Here is a 25,099-nt window from a genome sequence, read left to right as displayed (position 1 = left end):
ATATGACTACAATTACAAAAGACCTCACAAGTCTTTGGGATATAAAACACCGATGATGGTATTAAATGAAAAAAATGTATTTTTGAAACTCTAAGATTGAATGGCCCGAAAAAAAGGGAAGCTTACATAGGCTGGATCAATATTTCTAATTGAAAATTGCCATGCACCTTTATAGAAATGAAAATTCTTACTTGAACTCCAACCGTCATTTACTTTGTAATTATCTGAAAGCATCGCCAAAACCTCATGGAAGGCAATCCATTGATATTTCTTACCAATACGTTCAACTTTATTTCCATGTCTGGCATAGTAAAAGTCACTAACTGATCGGTCATAATTCCCATGGATATTTTTATTATATCCCAGTTCAAAAACACGCTTTACAATCCAATATCTAATACTCCAGTCGCTTCTATTTTCAATATTTAGCTTTCTATTGAAATAAGGTATGATTGAAGTTTCAAGAACATCTATTTGCTCTTTATCGAGTAATTCTTTTAGTTTTACTAAACAAGTATTTTTTAGTTCTTCCAGCATATCTGAATACTTCTGAAATTCTTTTGAATAATTCGAGTTTATTCTTTTTTGATATCCTGTCCTATTATCAAAATCTTTTAGACTATTTGTGCATTCATATAATGCCTTTACAAGCTCCCTTGGTTCTTTTTTTAATGATTTTAAAAATATTTTATATGTCTCATCTTCCCTGAATGAGTATGAAGCAAATTGATTTACAGCTGAATCAACAATATAACGACCAAAATCGGCAATGCCACTTATTACTGAACTATATATTGCATTTTGCTGAGAACCATGATTCTCTTTAAAATTTGGACTTTCATAATCAAGATGAAATTCTTTTACATCATCTTCACACTGTGGGAGATTTGGCATTTTTGAATTATATGGTGGTCGAATTAAATCCAAATCTAGCTCTAATTCAATATTTTTGTAGATAGCGTATTCTATAGTATTACGAGCGTAATCTCTCAAAAGAATATGAGTAGGCGGGTTGTTTTCTTTAAAGATTATATCATAAACATACTGCGCTATAACTGCAACTGATTTATCTTCCTTTGTCCTTAAAATACATCCATAAGCAACTGCATACAACCTTTCAGATATATATAAATCATCAACTTTCTCAAATGATTTTAGTATAGTAATAAGTGTTTCTGATTGTTGTTCTAATAAGTTCACTAGTGCTTTTGTTGTTTGGTCTCTCAATGAAATATGAGAACTCGCTAAAACCCATACTAATGTTTGAGCGACTAATCTTGTTGTTTCATTATCTGCATTTGAAGAGATATTTTGTGACCAAGCCCAATCAATTAATCGTCTAAGAGGAAAGGCTAAATTATTATCATCATGACCATTATTATACTTTAAATACTCTTGCCAAAAGCTATCTCGTTTTGGCATAGTTTGATTCATTAATATCCCATGCAGTCTATCACTATTAAAAGGATGATTTGGGGTCGCTGATAGCTCTGTTAATGTGTTTAACCATTCATTATTGTCAATTCTGCCTTTATCAACAAGCCAATCAGTTATTTTTTCTTCGTTAATACATGATATATCTCTCCATTTTAAACTATCTAGTAGTATTCTTGTGAACGCTTCAAAGGTGTGATTTTGTTCCCATTCTTTATTTCTTTTATCTTCATTCTTATTATAAAATAATTCAATTAATTCAAACAGTTCTAAGTCAAATTTCTCTGGTAAAAGCACAGCAAATATTTCAACTATACCATTGTACTGCCATTGATAATTATCTCTAATCCTTTTGAATTTCTCTTCTTCCTTAAAGGCTTTTATAAATTTATTTTTTGTTGAATACGTAAGTAATAAATCTTCTGTCATAAAGAAATCGCCTAGTTTCTGATATGAAAAAGAAATGAAATCCTTACGAGACTCTTCATATTCTGGTCTCATTTTAACAAAGACACTTTCTTCAATTAAGTCAGTAAGTAAGTGAGGAAAACGTGGAAATTTGTCATCAAATAAATCAATCGCTTTAGTTAGTTCTAATTGACCATATTTTGTATTAAAAAGTGCATCTGAGCAAACTTCAATAGCTTTTGTTACAATTTTCCTATTTTTATATTCATGTCTTTTTTCTCCAAATTTAAGATCCAGTATTTCTTTGTATGAATTATATATTTTAGTAATACCATTAAAGCCTTTTGGGAAACACTTTTCAGGTAAATTTTTACTGTACTCACAGATCAAATGTAAAAACAGAGGATTTGAATACTCAGGGTTTAAAATTGGGAAGTTTGGCAATGTTAAACCGTAAAATTTAGAAAATAATTTCAATGCTTCATATTCATTACCTTTAAAACCTACATGAGTGATAATATTGATTTGGGAATTTGTTTTGAAATCTTTCGGAATAATATCATCAAAATAGGTTTTTCTAATAGATAGTACCAATCCTATTGCAGGATACTTTTGTATTTCATTTATAAAACCTGCTATTTGATTTTTCCATAAATCAACACCTGCTCCTTCATTAATCGCATCTATCAAGATTAACACCCTTGAATTTATAAAAAGTCCTATATTGTTTAGGTCGGTTAGAAATTCCTTAAAACTATATTTTAGATCTAATATATTTAGTATGTTTTTTTCAATAGTATTAGAGTTATTAAAAGTTGTCCCTAATAGAAGTATTGTTGGTAAGGATTGATTTTTTCTTTGCCTTGCAATATCTCCAAGTAAATGCGATTTACCGCAACCTGCATCACCTTGAATAATCAAAGTAGGATTATTTGCTAAATTAATTTTTAGGTCTTCTATTTCTTTTAAAAATTCATAGTTTTCATTTTCAATTTCTCTCAATCTTCCTAATTCATTTTCAAATTTTTTGTGTTCTCCTTTCCAATCTTTTTGTTCGTACAATTCATTTCGTTTGTTGGATATTTTTTCATTTAGTTGTTGAAGTCTATCAAGAAAACTTGCAAATTGTATTTGCTCATCTATAGAATACTCAAAACGAGTAATCCAGTCTAACAAATCCTTTCTTATTGACTCTAGTTCTTGTTCAAGTTCTGATAAATATTTATTATCTTTTTGTTTTCGGTAACTTTTCTCAGTTAACCAATTATCAATTGTTATTAAAAATCTTTGAAAGAAAATATTATTGTGTGAGAGAACATCAAATAATTTTGCTATTGGCAACTCAAAATTTAATTCTTCATTAAATCGTGGACCAAGATTAGATATTTCTTTTTCATTTTGGCTTTTGAAGAATTCTGGACAAATAGAATTTACACCTGCAAAAATATTTGCAATCCAATTGTTTGTAGGTTGTGATAATTGAAATTCCAAATGGCTTTTTACTCTCCATTCTATTTTAATGCCAACTTTGTCAGCTTCATTTTCGATTTGAATTTGATATTGTGGTTTTTTCTTATCCTTTTTATTGCTTTCAGATAATTCCTTGTTTAAATAAAAGTAAATTACATTTAAAGGTTTGTTTTTTGATTTTGCTTTTTTTATTGAATCTATAATGTCATTTTTATTTTTAAATATAGAAGTCGTATAGTATTTTGACTGAAAACCATAAAAGACACCTTCTTTTTCAACTGGTTCTGTTTCAATTCCTGTTTGGTTCTTATATCTGAAAACTCCTGTAATATTATTGATTTCAATACAAAATAGGAAGTAAGTCATTTGTTCAAATGCCCACTGTTCTCGATTTTCATATTTTGCTTCAAATGCTTTCCAATTAATCATTATTCAAATTTCTATTCTATGTTACTAAGGGGTGCCATCTCTTTTTTCAGGGTGAGGCATAACTCGTTTATAACCCAACCTTTGGTAAGCTTTTACATCCAAAAACTAATGGCATTCCCAACATTATGCAACTTTATTATTACAAAAATAAATTATTTACAACATTTTGCAAACTCAGAAACAGTTTTATTTTACCAAAATAAAATATCTCAATACTATCTTATACCGATACGGTATCTGTAATAGTCCAATAAAAAAGATGCATTAAACTATATCAAGTAATGGTATTAAAACACTGTGCAACTCTGTTTTTTCCTCTGTTTTCTCTGTGGTTAAAAAAGCACGGCATATTCTTCCACAGAAGCAACCAGAGTTTTGCAAAAGCATCAATACCTCACCCCCCATGGGAATTCTTCAGCCTGGCGTTTTTCGTCATAAAACTTTTTCAAAACTGCATGGTATTCGGCGCTTGAAATTTTTTTCCCTTTGAGTTTTTTAGGGAGGTCGAACTCCGTGGAAAGCTTTTTCATTTCAATTTTTTCGGCAGTGATCACACAGGCACCTTTGTTAATATTCACTTCCAGTATCATTCCCGGCAAGCCGAAAAAGCGGTCGGGGCCCACCTGTAGGGGAATATCAAGTGCAAACCATGCGGTAATTTTCTGGTTACGGAGTGTATCTGTGAGCGAGGCATTCATGCAAACATGCCCTGCCACTTCTTTCATATCGTTGAGTATCTTCCAGTCGGGTTTCCTTAAACTGTCTTCAATCAGGTAAACTTTTCCCAGAGTTGTGATGGCATCAAACATCGTATTGTTTTCAAAATCGCAGGTCATAAAAAAAGTTTCTTTACGTCCCGAATAGCCATCATCTTCTCTTGGGTCTGCGCTTTCTTCCGATTCTTCAAATTTGGTTTTTTTGGCAGTGAAATGCAACAATTCGTATATCTTCCACTCGGAACGGTTGCCCCACATATACGAGATTTTTTCCTTGCGTTCCTTGCTCAGATAATCGCAGGCATTGAGCATTTTCACCCAGTCGTAAGTGGTAAGGTATTTTATAGTTCCTTCGGTTTGTTGTGAAAAAGTTTTGCCTGAAAAGAAAGGTATCAAACTAAGAAAAAACATGAAAATGAGTGCCTTTTTCATATATTTATGGTTAACTTTTTTAAAAGAAATGCCTGTCCTTTTTGAGCTTGGTTTCATATCCTTTAATATTATAGCTGAAACTCAACATAAAGTAGCGCGCCAGTGTTTCGGCCGTAGAGCGGATGTTGTAGTTTTGCGAGCTGTATTGCTGTATGTATTTTCTTTTATCAAAGATATCGAAAGCCGCAAGGCGTAACTCAAAATTGTTTTTCTTTCCCAGAAGCTGTCTTATGGAAGCGTTGAGGATGGGAATGTTTTCATCATAATCGTATAAAGAAGTGCGGTAAAACTTATAATCGAAATTGCTCTCAAAAAAAGTTTTCTTAGTAAACTGCCATTTCAAGGACAAACCTGCTGTATATGACTGTATAAATTGATTTCTTTCTGTATTTATGGAAAGGCGTGAATCAATTAAGGAAGCCCTGCCCGACAAAGCAATGACAAGTTTGCTTACCGGAGTGATACTGAATGAGGTGTTCAAATAATAACGGTATTGATTGCTTTCATTAAAAACATCATTTATGTATGAACCTGAATTATCGTACCAGAAGCCCAGGCTCCAGTCGTTGGTAAATTTTGTTTTAATGATGGGGTAGCCAATCCACATCCATGAATTCACATTATGTGTTTCCGAATTATTATCAGGAGTTGAAACAGTAACGATGCCAATGGAGTCTGTCATCACAACATTATGATTATAAGAAATTCCATTAGCACAATAATTATAACTGCTGTTCACGCCGAGGTGTGTAAATGATGCCGGATTGTAATAATGATAATCAAAACCAATATTGTGTGTGCGTTCCGGTTTCAGGTTAATATTTCCCTCTGTGCGATATAAAGGGTTCGAAACATTTGGCACAGGCTGAAGGTATTCAAATGAAGGCTCCGTAACATCGTAGCCATAATCAAATTCCAGCCACATGTTGTTCGGGAATTCGTAAGTGAAGGTAAATTTTGGGCTCAGGCTCCAATAACTTTTATTGATGGGTTCGGTGAGTAAAGGCATATCTTTATCCACAGAATATTTTCCTTTCATTTGCAGGTATTGCCCTGCCACGCCAAGCATAATATTCAGCCCGTTGTAAGAATAACGCACATCGCCCCCCAGGCGGTTTATCATCACATCATTAGTGTAAAAAACACTCAAGCTGTCAATTCTGATGTCGTTATTCAGAGCATCGGTAATCTGCCTGTTCACTTTATTGTTAATCGTATTGAAATTATAAAATAATTCTATAAAAAACTTTTTAGAAAGTGGCTCGGTATAAAGCAGGCTGGATTTTATCTGCTGTTTATCGTAGTCTTTTGCAGACATGCGATGAATGATTTCTTCGTAAGCATTAATAAAAAACCTGTTCAAAGAATACAAATCTTCGTTATCGTCGCCCGGGTTTTTATTATAGGCGGCACTTACCGCAAAAGAGCGTCCCTAAACTTTAAATTTATGCCTGTATATTGCAGCACTTGTAAGCCTCCAGGAATATTTACCGTTTGAGTTATTTGTAAATAAGTCATTTAAAATATCAATATCGTTAACAGAGTAAATGCTATTATTTAAAGAGCTTGCACCAATAGAACTATATCTAACATTGGCTTTGGCAATAATAATATTGTTAGAGTCGAAAATTTGCTCAATGCGTGTTGATAATGTGTGATTTTGCCTGTAATCGGAATAGTTTGTTGTATCATAATTAAAAAATGAGCTATCACTGTATAAAGTTTCTTTATAATTAAACTGGTCATATTTCTGGTTGTTGTTTTTATAGAAATACGAAACATTAAATTTTGTTTTCGTATTGTCAAAATTATAATTCACCCCGCCGCCATAATTATTTGTAAAGCCGCGCCCGTCGAAATTATTCATAGGGGAGTCGGAATCATCGAAACTATAATATCTTCCTCTTCCGCTGCTAAAGCCAAAATCTCCGTTATCGTACTGGTCGAAAGTGGACTGGCCTTTAAACTCGCTATAGTCTTCCCAGTTGACACCAGTTTCGTTAATATTGTTTGCATAAGCAATAATTGACAATTGATTTTTTTTATCAAAACGATTAAAATTCCCTCGTCCGGCCCATCTGAAAACACCTTTTTCATTAGCTCCAGCTGCCGCAGTTACTTTGCCGAAAGAGCCTTTTTTATATTCCTCTTTCAGTTCCAGATTCATAGCTTTTTCTTTTACCCCGTCATCCACACCAGTTAATTTCGACTGTTCAGATTTTTCGTCGAACACCTGTACCTTTGAAACCGTATTTGCATCAAGGTTTTTTGTGGCTCCTGTGGGGTCATCGCCAAAAAAAGTTTTACCATCCACATACACACGCTTCACATCTTTGCCCTGAGATTTCAAATTGCCTGAAATATCCACTTCGATACCCGGCAGGCGGCGAAGCAAGTCTTCAACCGTAGAACCCGGAGGGGCTTTAAAGGTTGTTGCATCATACTCAATGGTATCACCCCGGATAGTCAACGGGGCTTTCGCTTCACGTATCACCACTTCAAAAAGCTCTTTTGCAATAGGCTTTATTGCCACCGCACCCAGATCATTAATTGCAGTATTTGAAGGCTCTATGGCTAACTGTAAAGGCAAAAAACTGATATGAGATACTTTGAGCAGGTATGACGTATTTTTTACATTATTAAAAGTAAAAGCGCCATGTTCATTGCTTTGTGTAAAATTCTGCAATGTGGAGTCTTTTGGGCCAAGCAGCATCACTGTGGCAAAAGCTGCTTCGTTATTATCATTATCTTTAACAATACCTTTAATGGTTACTCGCTGGGGTGTTTGCGCATAAGATACTATTGAAAAAGCAAACAATAATATTGAGATTATTTTTCTGGTTGATTTCACTTAAATTATTTATTGGTCACTTAATAGAGAGATGACATTCAGATTTGTTACATTTATCGCCAATATAAACTTAACAAAATGAAATAAATTACATTTATTTCAAAAAAAATTCAAAAATCTGCAAAAACTTTGATTAAAACCAGTAAAACAGTTTTATTTCTGAATAATAATTTGTTGTGTATAGTTCACAGATGCCCCGGACACTCTAATCAAATACATTCCATTATGGAATTTAGCTTTATCCAATGAAATATGATGAAATGAGTTTTGAACTATTGCAGAATAAACCAATGCTCCGTGAACAGAATAAATCTCTACTTTTATTTTTTCTGATGTTTCCGGTAGTATCACATTAATAAAATCCGCAGCCGGATTAGGATAAACCTGAACGTTCTTTTTCTCGCTTGCAGATGCATAAATTCCAGCCGTAGGATCAATAATATTTCGGAAAAAAAGCCACATTTCGTAAATTTCAGTAATGTCGTTTGTTGGCTTGTATAAAATAGTGTGGTCAGCACCATTCATTCTAAAAAACCACACTTCATTGTCTGGATTACCGGTAGAATATTTAAAGCGATCAACAGTTATGTTATCATTAACAGTATTAAGATACTGGATAGAATCATGAGTGAAACTGCCGCCATTATTTAAAACCCAAAAATTAATAAGTGAATCAGCATCTACTCCATAAGAATTACCAGAAAACGCAACTGTTGCGTCAGAAGTTCCGTGAAAATGGGCAATACGAATTGGACGCCCAGGATTAAACGACGTAATACCAGAACCAATAGTGCCCGACATTGATGCAAAAGCCGCAAACTTACTGTTTGATTGCAAGGCCATTCTTTCCGTCATAAATCCGCCCATGGAAAATCCACACAGATAAACTTTTGAAGAGTCAATTGAGTAATTTGCTTTGGTTGTATCAACTAATGCATTAATAAATCCAACATCATCGACCGTCGAATTTGGATAATATCCCATAAAACCTGCACCAGAATTCCAAGCGGTTCCAGCTATAGCATCAGAAATAGCTTGAGGGCAAATTATCACAATATTTGCTGTGTCGGCAATATAATTAAATTTCAATGCTGTACTAAAATTCGTCATATTGTCACCTAAACCGTGCAAAGTTATTACCAGTGATGCTGGGTTTGCCGGATTATAATTGGGAGCTGTATAAACTCGATAACTGCGCGTTTGTGAATCATATATAAATGACTTATTTACCCATTGTGCCCCAGCATTATAGCAAAATATAATGGATATCAACAGTGCAATTAATTTTTTACTCATTTTTAAATGTTTTTGGTTTAAATTTTTTAAATAAACACAACAAATGTATTACTATTCGATTAAATTTCAAAAAATATTTTTTTAAGTTATGCCCATTTTGCTTTTTTGTTGATAATTTTTTATGTTTAAGAAAATTTTTCTCTACACACATACTTTTTTAAAAAAAGTGTTGTTATTAATTTGGATATTTAGGTTTATAATTAACATTTTTTAACAAAAAAACTCTTGAAATACCCTAAATCACTTTTTTAATTTTGTGTCCCAAAAATTTAAAATTATGCAGGAAGTAATTGATATCAGAGAGCTTAATGAGCGTATCCAGCGTGAAAGCGCTTTTGTGGATATAGTAACGATGGAAATGGCAAAAGTCATCGTTGGTCAGAAACACATGATTGAAAGATTACTTATAGGTTTGTTATCAAATGGCCATATTTTGCTTGAGGGAGTTCCCGGTCTGGCAAAAACTCTTGCTATTAAGTCACTGGCTAATGCCATTGATGCAAAGTTTAACCGAATACAATTTACTCCCGACCTGTTACCTGCCGACTTAGTCGGAACTATGGTTTACAGCCAGAAAAAAGAAGAGTTTAACGTGCGCAAAGGCCCTATTTTCGCAAACTTTATCTTGGCAGACGAAATCAACCGTTCACCGGCAAAAGTCCAAAGTGCTTTACTTGAATCTATGCAGGAGCGACAGGTAACTATTGGCGACACAACATTTCCCTTACCTGAACCTTTTCTTGTGCTTGCCACACAAAACCCCATTGAACAAGAAGGTACATACCCATTACCCGAAGCCCAGGTTGACCGTTTTATGCTGAAAGTAGTGATTAGCTACCCCAACAAGGAAGAAGAAAAGCTGATTATGAAGCAAAATGTTGGTAACAAAGCTTTAGCTACCAAACCTGTTATTAAAACAGACGATATTATCAAAGCCAGGGCTATAGTAAGGGAAGTTTATATTGACGAAAAAATTGAAAACTATATTACCGACATTGTTTTTGCGACACGCTACCCTTCAAAATACAATCTGAAAAAATTTGAAGGGCTTATAAACTATGGGGCATCACCGCGCGCCAGTATTTACCTTGCTTTGGCAGCTAAAGCCTATGCTTTTATCAAACGCAAAGGATATGTTTATCCTGAAGATATAAGGGCTGTATGCCACGATGTTTTACGGCACAGAATCGGGCTAACCTATGAAGCAGAAGCTGAAAATATTACAACGGAAGAAATCATTAATGAAATATTAAATATTGTTGAAGTCCCATAAAAGAGGTTGGAAGTTAGAAGTTTGAAATTGTATAATGATTAAATTCATTTTGTGGAAACGTCGGAATTACTGAAACGGGTTCGGAAAATTGAAATAAAATCGCGGGGACTAACCAACCAGATTTTTTCTGGGCAATATCACAGCGCTTTTAAAGGACGGGGTATGGCTTTCAGCGAAGTACGTGAATATAATTATGGCGATGATATTCGCTCCATTGACTGGAATGTTACAGCCCGATTCAGCCACCCTTATGTTAAAATTTTTGAAGAAGAACGCGAACTCACGGTAATGCTCCTCATAGATGTAAGCGGTTCTAATAATTTTGGCACGCAACAACAGCTTAAAACCGAAAAAATTATAGAAATTGCTGCCGTGCTTGCCTTCTCTGCAATACAAAATAATGACAAAGTGGGCGTAATCTTTTTCAGTGACCGCATTGAAAAGTTTATTCCTCCAAAAAAAGGCACTTCACATATCTTGCGTATCATTCGTGAACTTGTGGATTTCAAGCCTGAAAGTAACCTGACAAAGTTATCCGAACCCCTTCGTTTTCTTACTAATGCCATAAAAAAACGCTGTACGGCTTTTCTGCTGACTGATTTTATGGATATTAATTTCTCAGATGCCATTAAAATTGCATCCAGAAAGCATGACCTTGTGGGCATACGCATCATTGACAAAAGGGAAACAGAAATGCCGTCAGTAGGATTGCTCAGGCTTAGAGATTTTGAAAACAATAAAATCTTTTGGGTTGATACTTCATCCGAAGAGTTCCGCAAAACACATAAATACCGCTGGCAACAACACGAAAAAAGACTTCAGGGTATTTTTCTGAAAAGCCGCATGGATGTGGCTGTTATAAATACCAATGAAGATTTTATTAAACCGCTTATTAAACTATTTAAGAAAAGAGGTTCAAGGTTATAGTTATGAAACATATCGCTAAATGGCTGGTTTTAATAAATTTTATGTTTTTTTGTTTTACCCCTGTATTAACTTTTTCACAAAAACCTGAAGCCATAGCTTCTTTAGATTCCAATAATATATTGATTGGGGACCAAGTCAAATATTCTTATTCTTTCACTTTCCCATCAAAAGCAACGCCTTCTTTCCCGTTTATTGCCGACACACTTACCAAAGAAATTGAAGTAGTGTCGCGTATGAAAATGGACACAAGCTTTTCTGCTGATAAGAAATATACTACAATTTCTCAATCACTGAATATTGTTTCATTTGACTCCGGCGCTTTTGCGATTCCCCCCCTGGTGTTTTCATACAAAATGCCTGATGACACATCAAATTTCCTTGTTGGCACAATGCCTATAATGCTTTATGTAAGAACTGTTGCCGTGGATACCACGCAAGACATCAAAGACATTAAAACACCTCTGGGAGAGCCATTAACCTGGAGAGAAATATTGCCATGGGTTTTACTGGGATTGGGTGCTTTGGCTATACTTTTTGCTGCTATTTATATAATCAGAAAGATACGCAAAAAAGAACCCATCATAAACCTGCCACAAAAGCCAAAGATACCTCCTTACGAAAAAGCGCTCAAAGAACTGGAAAACCTTCGTATTGAAAAACTCTGGCAAGCAGGGAAAAACAAAGAATTTCATACAAGGTTGACGGATATTTTACGTACCTATCTTGAAGACCAGTTTCATGTTGAAGCTATGGAGATGGTTACGTTCGATGTAATTGCATCATTAAAAACAAAACAAATACCGGAAGGAGAAATCCGCAGGCTGGAAAAAATACTTGTACTTGCCGATATGGTAAAGTTTGCTAAATTTCAACCATTACCCGACGAGCACGACTCAAGCCTGAAAAATGGTGTTGTATTTGTTGAGCAAACAAAACCACAGCCTGTCTTTGAGTCCAAACCAGAAAATACTACTTCAACAGATAAAGATAAAAAAATAAGTGAATAAGCAATGATACTTAGCATACTCAACATATATCTTGCCCAGCCATGGCTCCTCTTACTATTGCTTATAATTCCCCTTTTGGTATTTCATTATATTTACAAATACAAAAACAGCACCCCTGAATTAGGCTATTCATCGTCGGAACATATTGAAAACATACAGCCTTCATTACGGCAACGACTTATACACTTGCCATTTATCCTGAGGATGCTGTTAATCGCCCTTCTTATTTTTATTCTTGCACGTCCGCAGACAAGCTTGGATAAAAGCGATATAACAGTTGAAGGAATTGATATACTTATTTCTCTGGATATTTCAGGAAGTATGCTGGCAGAAGATTTTAAACCTAACAGACTGGAAGCATCAAAAGAAGTAGCCATACAGTTTATTGACGGAAGGCCTGACGACAGAATGGGCCTGATAATTTTCAGTTCCGAAGCCTTTCTCCAATGCCCGCTTACCGTTGACCATACCGTGTTAAAGTCTTTCTTTGCCCAAGTAAAAAGCGGTATGATAACTGACGGTACTGCAATAGGCGACGGACTGGGGTTATCAGTTTTTCACATTAAAAAAAGCAAAGCTGTAAGTAAAGTTATTATTCTACTGACAGATGGAATCAATAATACAGGTTCACTTGACCCGCTGACTGCAGCAGAAATTGCTAAAAAATTCGGCATACGTGTATATACTATCGGAGTAGGGACTTTAGGCAAAGCACCCTACCCATTCCAGACACCTTTCGGAATACAATATCAAAATATTGATGTTCAGATTGACGAAAACCTGCTTACACAAGTGGCTGAAATGACAGGAGGAAAATATTTCAGAGCAACAAACAAAAAGAAGCTTGAAGACATATATAATGAAATCAATAAGCTAGAAAAATCAAAAATTGATGTAACAAGATTTCAAAATAAAAAAGACGAATATTTTATTTTTGTTCTTATTGCATTATGCTTACTCACACTTGAAATTACATTACGATTGACAGTTTTTAAAAAAATACCCTGATAAGAAAATGGTAGCATTTGATCATCTCATATTTTTATTTACGCTTTTATTTATACCCTTTTTTGTATTGGTATTTTGGCTGATGCTACGTTGGAAAAAAAATTCCATACAACGTTTCGGCGACACATTTGTAGTATCCCGCATCATAACTGATTATTCCCAGACAAGACTGGTTGTGAAATTTATCCTATTGTTACTTGCATTTACCATGCTGGTTTTTGCTATTGTAAACCTAAAAATTGGTTCAAAACTCAGCGCTACAAAACGGAAGGGTGTTGATATTATCATTGCTCTTGATATCTCAAATAGTATGTTGGCACAGGATATAAAGCCCAGCCGAATTGTAAGGTCACAGATGGCCATATCAAAACTTGTGGATAAATTTGAAGACGACCAGATAGGTATTATTGTTTTTGCGGGGAAAGCTCAAGTGCTTTTACCTATTACCACAGATTACGCCGCTGCAAAATTACTAGCTCAGGAAGCCAGCCCGGATATAATTCAGGCGCAGGGTACCGCTATAGGAGAAGCCATAAACCTTGCAGCTGTTTCGTTCGACAAAAACAGTAAAAACAAAAAAAACATCATTGTCATATCTGATGGCGAAAATCATGAAGATGATGCCATTGAAGCTGCCCGAAATGCCACAAAGGAAGGAATCTTAGTTTATACAATAGGTATTGGTTCCCCCGGAGGTGCTCCTATTCCCATTGGAATGAATGGATTTAATATTGAATATAAAAAAGACAATTCGGGAAACACAGTTGTAACTAAACTCAACGAAACCATGCTTCAACAGGTTGCAGCTGCAGGAAAAGGAACTTATGCCAGAGCCAGTACCAACGACGCCGGACTGAACAAAATATTCGATGAGATAAATAAAATTGAGAAAAAAGAGTACGAAGCTAAAGTGTTTTCTGAATACCGCAATACTTACATTTATTTTGTTGCAGTAGCATTACTTTTGATAATTCTTGAACTAATGATACTGGAAAGAACAACAAGACTTACACGCAACCTAAATCTTTTTGAAAAAAAACGAATACTTTCATAAATTAATGGCTACATGAGAGAAAAAAAATCATATAATATACCTTGTATAATAAAAAGATTTACTTTACTTATAGCCATACTTTTTTTGTCATGTTTAATATCTCCATTATTAGCCCAAAAAGCCGTTAAAGAACTTAGGGAAGGAAATAAACTTTACGATAAAAAAGACTACAAAACTGCAGAAATCAACTTTAGGAAAGCGCTTGAAAAAAATAATAACTATTATAAAGCCATTTTTAATCTTGGCGATGCTATGTACAAACAAGGAAAATATGAAGAGGCGGAAAAAATATTCCAGAACCTTGCCGAATCGGAAATACCAAAAGATGTTGTTGCAAAATCCTATCATAACCTTGGAAACACTCAGCTGATGCAGAAAAAGTATCAGGAAGGTATTGAATCTTATAAAAACGCTTTACGTATTAACTCCAAAGACATGGATACCAAATACAACCTGGAATATGCTAAAAGAATGATACAGCAGCAGCAACAACAACAGCAGCAAAACCAGCAGAATCAGAACCAAAAACAAGAGCAGAAGCAGGACAATACCCAACAAAACAAGCAACAGCAAATATCAAAACAAGATGCCGAACGTATGTTGAATGCACTGCAGAATAAAGAAAAAAATCTAAGAGAAAAAATGGATAAAGAACTTTTAAAAAATCAGAATTATAAGACAGAAAAAGACTGGTAAATTTATGAATGAAATAACTAGTATTATTTATCCTGTTGTGTTATTAAATAATGAAACACAGTAATATCAAAGGTAATCGGGGAATGGGAGGTTCAGATTTCGACTTTGCTCAATCTGACCGTAAGAATTTATGCTCTAAATTGCACAACAGCTTATTTTTTATTTTATAATTTTATCGAGTTTTGAAAAAATAAAGCAGTCAGGAATCAATTAGCATGAAGAAGATAGAGAAAATAGTAACATTTCTTTTTTTGGTTTTAATGATTACATTTTCAGGATATTCTTACGCTCAGAAACTAACAGCTACTGCCAGTGCAAAAACTATGGGGCTGAACAATTCCATTCAGGTTACTTATTCTTTATCCGGTGGAAAAAGCGAAAGTTTTCAGAAACCTTCATTTACTAATTTCTCAGTCATAGGCACATCAAGAACATCCGGCGGAGGTGTTACAATGATTGTCAATGGCAAGGTTGTCCAGAATGGTGGCGGCAGCGAAAGCTGGATATATACGATAGTGCCTGAAAAAACTGGAAATTTCTCAATCGAGCCTGCAAAAGTTAAAGTTAACGGACAATGGATTTCTTCCAACTCCCTTACTATTGAAGTAACAAATACTGGTAAAAATACTAATACTCAGCAGCAAAATAAGCAATCACAGCAAACCCAGCAAACTCAAACTGCCGATGCTTCCGCAACCGACCTTTTTGTAAAAGTTCAGGCAGACAAAACTTCTGTATTGCAGGGAGAACAACTGACGGTTACCTATAAAATATATACCCGTGTCCCTATATCTCAATACTCTATTCAGAAATTACCTTCTTTTTCAGGGTTCTGGTCTTATGACCTTCTAAAAAACAGGGACAAAGTTAACCAGTATGAAGAAACCATTAACGGACAAAAATATACTGTAGCCGAAATACGCAAAGTCGCATTATTCCCTCAGAAAGCCGGAAAGCTTAGTATTGAGCCTCTCGAAGTAGAATGTATCGCACAAATACTTGTTAAGAAAAAAGCAAATAACCCTTTTGGAAATTTTTTCAACGACCCCTTCTTTAACGACCCATTTTTTCAGAATGCATTCACCAGCGGATATCAGGAAGTTAAAAAGACATTAAAATCCAATTCACTAAGCATCAGTGTCAGCGACTTGCCGTCCAACAAACCCGAAGATTTCTGTGGACTTGTGGGTAACTTAAGCATGTCTGCAAAACTTGACAAAACAGAAGTAAAAGCCAATGAAGCTGTTAACCTGACCATAACACTTAACGGCAAAGGCAATTTAAATCTGATAGATAACCTGAATGTTGAATTCCCACCCGATTTTGAAGTATATGACCCTCAACTTTCTGAAAACATTTCTTCCGGAAATGAAATCTCAGGGTCAAAAACTTTTACTTATCTTATCATTCCCCGCACGCCAGGCAATTATACTCTTAAGCCCATAACATTAAGTTACTACAATAAAAACAATAAATCTTATGAAAGCCTGACTTCAGGAGAACTAAACCTGAAGGTTGGCAAAGGTGATGGCAGCGGTGGAGCATACATCAGCAGTGCTGGAAAAGAAGATATAAAATACATCGGTAGTGATATTAAATTCATAGAAAATAAAGACTTTGAAGTTTACCCGATAGGATATTTCTTTTTCGGTTCCGGTTTGTATTTTATTTTACTTCTCATTCCACTTCTGTTATTTATTGCATTTGTAATACTGATGCGCCGTTACATTAAACTCCAGAGCAACGCCTCCTTGCTCAGGCATAAACGCGCCACTAAAGTTGCACTTAAAAGGCTAAAACAAGCCAATGAATTTATGCATGCAACCCAGAGAGAACCGTTTTATCAGGAACTTTCTAAAGCATTATGGGGCTACGTGTGTGATAAATTTTCGATACCTCTTTCTGAACTTTCGCTGGATACCGCAAGAGAAACACTTGCAGGAAAAAATATTGAAGAAGTAATACGTAATAAGTTCATTGAAATCCTTAACGACTGTGAATTTGCACGTTTCGCACCCGCAGAAGCTTCAAAAGGTATGGAAACATTATACAACGAAGCATTGGAAATTATTACAAAAACAGAAAGGGAGTTGAGGTAAATTGTCATGAAAAAACTTTTCATCCATATAGTCTTTTTGACAAGCTGTTTTTTAGCTTCTGCTTCTGTGAATCAGGAGATTATTGCAGATGCAAATAAAGCATACACCGAAAACAAATTCAGTGTTGCCATCGAGCTTTACAAAAAAATTATCAGCAACGGCTTTGAGTCTCCTGAACTGTATTATAACCTTGGTAATGCTTATTTCAAAACAAACGACTACCCTTCTGCTCTGCTCTATTACGAGAAGGCAAAGAAACTTGACCCTTCCAACGAAAAAATTAACTATAACATCAATATTGCCAACACCAAAATAATTGACAAAATAGAAGCCTTGCCCATACCTTTTTACAAACGCTGGTGGAACGTATTTCAACAGTGGTTTTCGGTAGATACATGGGCGATTCTAAGTATCGTTTTTATATTTTTGTTTTTTGTTTCCCTTGCTGTTTATCTTATCGGGAATACCGTTGCTGTTCGTAAGGTTTTTTTCTGGCTGGGAATTTTCTTTCTGGTTTTTACAATAACTTCCGCAGGTAACGCTTACAGCCGGTATCACAATTTACAAATTGTAAAAGAGGCCATCATTTTCGAACCTACCGTAAATGTAAAAAGCTCACCTGATGCCGAAAGCCAGGATATATTTGTGATACATGAAGGCACCAAGGTTAAAATAACCGACAAAGTCGGAACCTGGATAGAAATTAAGATTGCTAATGGCAGTGATGGATGGGTGCAGGAATCAGTGGTAGAAGTTATCTAATAACGAAATAAAGAGTTATTAGTTCAAACAACAACTTAACATAAAATATTTTCGTTTAGCCCCCTGTACGGCTTCAACTTATTGCTAATTATATAATTTTTCATTCTTCACTTTACACTCTTCATTAAAAATAAGTAACTTTACGCTATTATTGAGCCCGGGTTATGCGCAGGTATCAAAAAAAATTTATTGCAGTCATATCGTTGACCTTTTTAGCTTTGCCAGTATTTGCACAATTTTATAATGGCTCTCAGATGAATTTCGGCAAAAACCGCGTTCAGTTTTCTGACAGGTTCTGGTCATTCATGAGATTTGATAAATTTGATACATATTTTTACACGAATGGAAAGGAACTGGCAATATTTACAGCACGCTATGCAAATAAATGCCTTAAAGAAGTTGAGCGCAAGCTGGAATACAAACTGGAAGGGAAAATACAATTCATCATTTTTAACAAATTCTCCGAATTACAGGAGAGCAACATCGGGCTGATCAGTAATGAGAATTACAATACCGGAGGAGTTACGCATATTGTCGGTTCAAAAGTTTTTTTATTTTACAACGGCAGCCATACCCACTATGAAAAACAAATAAGAGCAGGTATCGCACAGGTCATTGTTGATGAAATGATGTATGGAGACAGAATCACTTCCATGATCAAGAATTCAGCTCTCATGTCACTTCCTCAATGGTTTACATTAGGATTGATATCTTATCTGTCGGAAGACTGGAATGCAGAAATTGACAATAGTGTAAAAGACGGAGTACTCAGGCATGATTTCAAGCGTTATAACGGGCTTACCGGAGATGATGCTGTTTATGCCGGGCATTCTATATGGAAATTCATTGAAGACAAGTACGGGAAATCTGCAATACCTAACATCGTATATCTTACCAGAGTCAGCAGAAATGCGGAAAACGGTTTTTTATACGTACTCGGAATCCCTTTTAAAAATCTGTCAAAAGAATGGCTGCTATATTACGAACAACTTTATATGCAGGAAGATTTGGAGCGTCAAAAGCCTGAAGGAGAAACATTACAAAAACGCATTAAAAAGGGCTGCGTTTATGAACAGTTGAAACTAAGCCCTGATGGAAGGTTTGCAGCATATACCACTAATGTTATGGGACAATACAAAGTTTGGCTGTATGATACTGAGACACACAAAGCTAAAAAAATATTTAAACGTGGATATAAGCTTGACGAAAAAGTGGATTACTCATACCCATTGCTCGCCTGGCACCCTTCTGGAAAATACCTTTCCGTTGTTTTTGAACACAAAGGAAAAAATTTAATGTACTGGTATATGATGGATGAGGAACGTTTTGAAAAACAACAACTTTTTAACCTGGAAAAAATTCTTGATATGTCATTTTCACAAAATGGAAAATTGATAGTTTTTTCAGGAGTTGTGAAAGGACAAACAGACATTTATGTATACAGCCTCGCTGCTCACACTTATGAGCCTATTACAAAAGATATTTATGACGACCTTAATCCAAGGTTTGTGAATAACTCCAACGCTATAATATTCAGTTCCAACCGCCCTGATGATACTATTCGATATGATGTACTAACAAATCTTGCCTCCGATAAAGACACCATCACACATTTACCATCACATACAGATATATTTATTTATGATTATAAAACAAAAAATAAGGGTTTAAGAAGAATCACCAACACTGAGTTCACAAACGAGATAATGCCCACACAACATGAACAAAACCTATATTCATTCCTGAGCGATGAAAATGGAATATATAACCGTTATCTGGCACGAATAGACAGCACCATCAACTTTGTTGACACCACTACACATTATAGTTATTTCACCTTATCATCAGCTGTAACCGATTACCATCGAAATATTATAGAACATGATATAGATATTAAATCATCCAAATACGGAGAAATAATTTTTGAAAACGGAAGATATAAAATGTACTTGCGAGATCTAGTAAATGCAAATCAAATAAAAAAAACCAATCCTTTAAACACATATAACAGAACACTTTACTTAAAGCACATGACCGAAAAAGAGGTCATTGACAGCTCAATGATTAATTATGATGAAATTGAGATTATTAAAACTAAAAAAAGTAAAGAAAGAACACGAAACAGAAATAAAAAGCAGGGCAATGTTTTAATTGACAAAATTGATATGATTTCCGACACATCAAAAATTGATATAAATAACTATGTTTTCAGTAAAGAAATTAAATCTGATTCTTCTCTTTATGCAGATTCAGTGATACGCAAAAAAACTTTTTCGATTCCGAGAGCGCAAAACTACAATGTTGAATACTCCATAAATCAACTGGTTGGACAAATTGATTTTAATTATTTAAACACTTCTTACCAACCTTTCACTGGTGGAGGGTCGCCGGTTTACCTGAATCCCGGATTTAATGTGGCTTTTCAACTTGGAATTATTGACCTGCTCGAAGACTTCAGGATTTCAGGCGGATTAAGTATCTCATTCAGCCTTGACAATAACGAATTTTTTATCGGTATTGAAAACCTGAAAAAACGTCTCGACAAAGGCTTGTTTTATTATCGTCAGGCTCTTACAGGTGCTACATATTATTCTATTATTAAAATGCGTTCAAATTCATTGTTTTATACTCTAAAATGGCCTTTTTCAAGAGTTTTGAGTTTAAAAGGTACTATCCACGGGCGTTATGATAAATTGATTTTTGCTTCAACAGATATTTACAATTTGCAACTACCTGATTTGCATAAGTACAGTGCGGGATTAAAAGCAGAACTGATTTATGATAACACTCAATATAAAACATTAAACATTTATTATGGGTGGAGATGGAAGATTTTCGGGGAATATTACCAAATGATTGAAAAAAAGTTTAACAACCTTATTGTACTTGGTTGCGACTTCAGGTATTATCAGAAGATTCACCGTACTTTTATCTGGGCAAACCGTTTTGCTGCAAGTACCTCCTTTGGGAAAAATAAGCTTATATACTATCTCGGAGGTGTTGACAATTGGATAATACCTGGGTTTGACACCACCAATGTTGTTTCTCAAACACAGAATTATACATACCAAACCCTGGCGACAAACATGCGTGGTTTTGTTCAGAATGTCCGTAACGGCCCCACTTTTGCCGTAATTAACAGTGAACTTCGATTTCCAATAGTTCGTTATTTTGCCAAGAAACCCCTAAAGGATAATTTTATTACTAACCTTCAAATTGTTGGCTTTGGCGACATAGGTACTGCCTGGGTGGGTTTAAACCCATATTCTGAAGAAAATACTGTAACCCAACAAGTTGTTCAGAGGGGCCCCATACAGGTAACTTTGATTAAAAAGCGAGACCCCATCGTAGGCGGCTTTGGCGCTGGCCTTAGAACGAAATTATTCGGATATTTTATCAGGGCTGATGTGGCCTGGGGAGTGGAAAACGGACTGATACAGAAACCCGTATTTTATATTTCATTAAGTACTGATTTTTAAAATCGTGATAGCATGAATCAATTAAAAAAAGAAATACAGCAATACTCAAAAAAATATCTTAACGAAATTATAAATATCCGTAGGCAATTACACGCATACCCTGAACTTGCTTTTGAAGAATTTAAAACCGGGGACATAATTTGTGAAGCATTGGATAAAGAAAAAATATCTTACAAACGAGGCATCGCCAAAACAGGAATTGTTGCACTTATCAAAGGTAAAAAACCTGGAAATAAAACCGTAGGATTAAGGGCTGATATGGATGCTCTGCAAATCAACGAAAAAAACAACCTGGACTTCAGTTCGAGACATGAAGGGATTATGCATGCCTGCGGCCATGACATCCATATGGCATCCCTAATAGGCTGTGCAAAAATTCTTAACAACATAAAAAATCATTTTGGCGGAAATATAAAAATCATTTTCCAACCTTCAGAAGAAAAATATCCCGGAGGAGCTATTGTTATGATAAAAGAAGGTGTATTAAAAAACCCGAAAGTTGATTGTATGATTGGACAGCATGTGCATCCTTCCATCAACACAGGAAAAATCGGGCTAAAATATGGAAAATCCATGGCATCTACTGATGAAATTTATATCACCGTGAAAGGCAAAGGAGGTCATTCAGCTACTCCAGAAATGAATATTGATCCAGTGGTTGTAGCTTCTCATATTATTATTAACCTTCAAGATATTGTAAGCCGCATGGCAACGCCAACAATACCGACAGTTTTATCTTTCGGCCGCATTTTCGGCAACGGCAAAACCAACATAATACCTGATGAAGTGTTTATCGAAGGTACGCTGCGGACTGTTGATGAAGCATGGAGGCAGAAAGCGCATGAAAACATCACACAAATAGCAACGAATACTGCTGCTGCTTTCGGCGCCGGCGCAAATGTATTTATTGACGAAGGTTATCCTTTTCTTTTTAACGATGAAAGGCTCACACACCGCGTAGAACATTATGCCGAAAATTATTTAGGGAAAAAAAATGTAGAAGAAATTGATTTAAGAATGACAGCTGAAGACTTTGCCTATTTTTCACACACTATTCCTTCCTGTTTTTACCGCCTTGGTATTAAAGAACCTAAGAAAAAAGAAATTTACAATATTCACACGTCGGCATTCAGTGTGGATGAAAAATCACTGGAAACTGGAATGGGGCTTATGGCATGGATTGCAATAAATGAACTTGGGGCCAAGGAATAACTCTTTTGCATAACAGGCTGGTAGCTCCGCTCATTTCATTTTTCAATATAATTTATAAAAGCACAGCTTACAACTATATTACCACCGGGTGTGGGATAATTACCGGTAAAAAACCAGTCGCCGGTATGCTTTGGGCACGCTGCGTGAAGGTCTTCAATGGATTGAGATATGAATTTTTGAAACCTGGAAGCTTATTTATTTCTGAAACTGCCTGTTTCAAAGACAAAATGAATTTTAATACCAGGCTAGAATTTACTACATTTCGCTTTATGAAACTATTTAATATCTTCCCTTTAAATCTGAATATGTTTAGACTGCTGATGTTGAGCAATTAATAAGCAGACAGAATTTTAACATCCTTAAATCTGAGAAACTATTTTTTAATGGAATGACAATTATTTTTATTGTATTCAAAAAACATTAACAGTAAAATCATAAAACCTTTTATACAGCACAAAACCTTTTGATTTTTAACTTATTACCTGCTTTATATCAAACCTTTACCGCGACATTTGAATAATCCACAAAACCTGTTCCTGGACACAAAAAGCGTACCCTGCGCTCCTTAACAATTGACAGTTTTCTGGTTAAAAAAAATAAATATCCTTTACTTAAGCACATCAAGCTATTATAAAATTGCGGGGGCAAGCCCCATAAAAATCAAATATACCTCTTTAAAGGTCGTCACACTAGAAAATTCGTGAATTGTACTATTCTTTTCCGGGAGATTATTACATTTTATAACAAAAATTTAACTTTCTTTGCATAAAAGTTCTGTGATAATATAACCCTCATTCATTTTATCCTCTGTAAAAAAAAACCGAAAACCATTTGCCATTTCATCACAGGCATCCATGTACTTTTTAACAAATAAAGTGTCGGCAGGTAATTTCAGAAACAGTTATTAAAAACAATTTTTAAACAATGAAAGTATTATTAGTTCACCCCCTTTACCCCGATTCTTTCTGGAGCTTCAGGCATGCATTGCGTTTTATCTCAAAAAAAGCGGCCTTGCCCCCACTTGGATTAATTACCGTATCAGCCATGCTTCCGGCTAACTGGCAAAAAAAACTGGTCGATTTGAATATAGGTCATCTGAGTGCAAAGGATATTCTCTGGGCCGATTATGTGATGATTAGCGCTATGGGTATACAAAAAGAGTCGGTGGACTTTATTATCAGTGAGTGTATGAAGTATGGCGTAAAAATCATTGCAGGTGGCCCTTTGTTTACTCAGGATTATCAGAACTACCCGCAGATTGACCATCTGATTCTCAATGAAGCTGAAATAACCTTGCCACTTTTTCTGAATGACTTAAATAACGGGCAGCCGAAAAGAATTTATAAAACCAGCGAGTTCGCAGAACTCACCTCAACACCCATCCCTGACTTCCAGTTATTAAAAAAAGGTCACTATGCCTCTATGAGCATACAGGTTACCAGGGGGTGTCCATTTGCTTGTGAATTTTGCGAAATTACTTCTTTGCTTGGGCATAAGGTGCGAATGAAAACGACAAAACAGATACTGGGTGAGATGGAAAAATTATACGAACTGAACTGGCGAGGAAATATATTTGTTGTAGACGATAATTTTATTGGAAATAAAAAAGTCATTAAAAATGAATTGCTGCCTGCGATGAAAGAATGGCTGCTTGAGCGCAACAACCCTTTTACTTTCAATACAGAGGCTTCAATTAACCTTGCTGATGACGATGAATTGCTTAAATTAATGGCTGAAACAGGTTTTAATTCAGTATTTATCGGCATTGAAACACCGGAAACAAAATCCCTTCACGAATGCAATAAAGTACAGAACAATGACCGTGATCTTTTGCAAAGCGTAAAAAAGATACAGCAGTCTGGTATGCAGGTTTCCGGCGGGTTTATTGTCGGGTTTGACAGCGATTCTCCTTCGGTTTTCAGACGCCAGATCGATTTTATTCAGCAAAGCGGAATAGTTACTGCCATGGTCGGATTGCTGAGTGCCCCAAAGAACACACAACTTTACAAACGTATGATAAGAGAAAAAAGGTTAACGAAAGAAAACTCTTCGGGCAATAATACCGATATGTCTATGAACTTCATTCCGCGGATGAATTATCAGGAACTGATTGCAGGATACAAAAGAATAATCCGGAATATATACAACACAAAGCCTTATTACAAAAGGATAAGGAAACTTTTGCTCAATTATAAACCTGTCGTTGTTAACCCTGTGAAATTTGATTTTCATTCGTTAATAGCTTTTATAAAATCTGTGTTGATTATTGGCATTATCAACAAGGGACGCAGAGATTTCTGGAAATTCATGTTCTGGACATTATTCAGGCGGCCTTCATCTTTAGTTGACGCAATTACATTATCCATTTATGGGTATCACTTCAGAACAATATACGGTTTACGTAAAAGAAATAACAAGTAAAAGTGCTTTTTACTGAATTTTTCTTATTACCTTATACCATTACTTAATAGACTTTATATAAAAATTGTCAGGAGCATTTACTAAGTCGGAGCCACCCAGATTCAGGGCACAATCCTGCGCGCTAC

Annotated in this window: 16 protein-coding genes; 11 read left to right on the top strand and 5 right to left on the bottom strand. The window is 35.2% G+C overall.

Features of this window, described 5'->3' with window-relative positions; translation table 11 throughout:
• Positions 1-90: 90 nt before the first annotated feature.
• The 5 genes from M0R16_09190 to M0R16_09170 form a co-directional block, all read right to left on the bottom strand.
• Complete coding sequence (locus M0R16_09190; GenBank protein ID MCK9613055.1) at positions 91-3,741, bottom strand: hypothetical protein; 3,651 nt, start codon at positions 3,739-3,741, stop codon at positions 91-93.
• 386 nt (positions 3,742-4,127) lie between these two features.
• The gene (locus M0R16_09185; GenBank protein ID MCK9613054.1) at positions 4,128-4,889 is read right to left on the bottom strand and encodes a GLPGLI family protein; all 762 of its coding nucleotides are present in this window, start codon (positions 4,887-4,889) and stop codon (positions 4,128-4,130) included.
• Positions 4,890-4,908: 19 nt separating this feature from the next.
• Positions 4,909-6,261 carry an outer membrane beta-barrel family protein gene (locus M0R16_09180; GenBank protein ID MCK9613053.1) on the bottom strand — a complete coding sequence of 451 codons (1,353 nt, stop codon included), beginning with the start codon at positions 6,259-6,261 and terminating at the stop codon, positions 4,909-4,911.
• A gap of 60 nt (positions 6,262-6,321) precedes the next feature.
• Complete coding sequence (locus M0R16_09175) at positions 6,322-7,740, bottom strand: carboxypeptidase-like regulatory domain-containing protein (protein ID MCK9613052.1); 1,419 nt, start codon at positions 7,738-7,740, stop codon at positions 6,322-6,324.
• A 153-nt stretch (positions 7,741-7,893) separates the two neighbouring features.
• Positions 7,894-9,036, bottom strand: coding sequence for a T9SS type A sorting domain-containing protein (locus tag M0R16_09170; GenBank protein ID MCK9613051.1), 1,143 nt, complete (start codon positions 9,034-9,036; stop codon positions 7,894-7,896).
• A 277-nt stretch (positions 9,037-9,313) separates the two neighbouring features.
• On the opposite strand from M0R16_09170, the gene M0R16_09165 reads away from it, so the two are divergent.
• The 11 genes from M0R16_09165 to M0R16_09115 all read left to right on the top strand — a co-directional run bounded on the left by M0R16_09165 (position 9,314) and on the right by M0R16_09115 (position 24,974).
• Positions 9,314-10,309, top strand: coding sequence for an AAA family ATPase (locus tag M0R16_09165; protein ID MCK9613050.1), 996 nt, complete (start codon positions 9,314-9,316; stop codon positions 10,307-10,309).
• Between the two features lie 51 nt (positions 10,310-10,360).
• Positions 10,361-11,236 carry a DUF58 domain-containing protein gene (locus M0R16_09160; GenBank protein MCK9613049.1) on the top strand — a complete coding sequence of 292 codons (876 nt, stop codon included), beginning with the start codon at positions 10,361-10,363 and terminating at the stop codon, positions 11,234-11,236.
• Between the two features lie 2 nt (positions 11,237-11,238).
• Positions 11,239-12,243, top strand: coding sequence for a hypothetical protein (locus M0R16_09155; GenBank protein MCK9613048.1), 1,005 nt, complete (start codon positions 11,239-11,241; stop codon positions 12,241-12,243).
• A 3-nt stretch (positions 12,244-12,246) separates the two neighbouring features.
• Positions 12,247-13,251 (top strand): VWA domain-containing protein, encoded by a 1,005-nt coding sequence (locus M0R16_09150; GenBank protein ID MCK9613047.1) that lies wholly within the window; start codon positions 12,247-12,249, stop codon positions 13,249-13,251.
• Positions 13,252-13,333: 82 nt separating this feature from the next.
• On the top strand, positions 13,334-14,305 hold the full coding sequence (locus tag M0R16_09145; protein ID MCK9613046.1) for a VWA domain-containing protein: 972 nt from the start codon (positions 13,334-13,336) through the stop codon (positions 14,303-14,305).
• 12 nt (positions 14,306-14,317) lie between these two features.
• Positions 14,318-15,001, top strand: coding sequence for a tetratricopeptide repeat protein (locus M0R16_09140; GenBank protein MCK9613045.1), 684 nt, complete (start codon positions 14,318-14,320; stop codon positions 14,999-15,001).
• A gap of 215 nt (positions 15,002-15,216) precedes the next feature.
• Positions 15,217-17,100, top strand: coding sequence for a BatD family protein (locus tag M0R16_09135; protein ID MCK9613044.1), 1,884 nt, complete (start codon positions 15,217-15,219; stop codon positions 17,098-17,100).
• Between the two features lie 6 nt (positions 17,101-17,106).
• Positions 17,107-17,862 (top strand): tetratricopeptide repeat protein, encoded by a 756-nt coding sequence (locus tag M0R16_09130; GenBank protein MCK9613043.1) that lies wholly within the window; start codon positions 17,107-17,109, stop codon positions 17,860-17,862.
• A gap of 254 nt (positions 17,863-18,116) precedes the next feature.
• The gene (locus M0R16_09125) at positions 18,117-21,341 is read left to right on the top strand and encodes a hypothetical protein (protein MCK9613042.1); all 3,225 of its coding nucleotides are present in this window, start codon (positions 18,117-18,119) and stop codon (positions 21,339-21,341) included.
• Between the two features lie 12 nt (positions 21,342-21,353).
• Positions 21,354-22,553 (top strand): M20 family metallopeptidase, encoded by a 1,200-nt coding sequence (locus tag M0R16_09120; GenBank protein ID MCK9613041.1) that lies wholly within the window; start codon positions 21,354-21,356, stop codon positions 22,551-22,553.
• Positions 22,554-23,477: 924 nt separating this feature from the next.
• The gene (locus tag M0R16_09115; GenBank protein MCK9613040.1) at positions 23,478-24,974 is read left to right on the top strand and encodes a B12-binding domain-containing radical SAM protein; all 1,497 of its coding nucleotides are present in this window, start codon (positions 23,478-23,480) and stop codon (positions 24,972-24,974) included.
• Positions 24,975-25,099 lie beyond the last annotated feature (125 nt).

It is taken from the genome of Bacteroidales bacterium (genome assembly GCA_023228145.1).
GTDB lineage: Bacteria > Bacteroidota > Bacteroidia > Bacteroidales > CAIWKO01 > CAIWKO01.
This window is presented reverse-complemented; position numbering and strand designations above follow the sequence as displayed.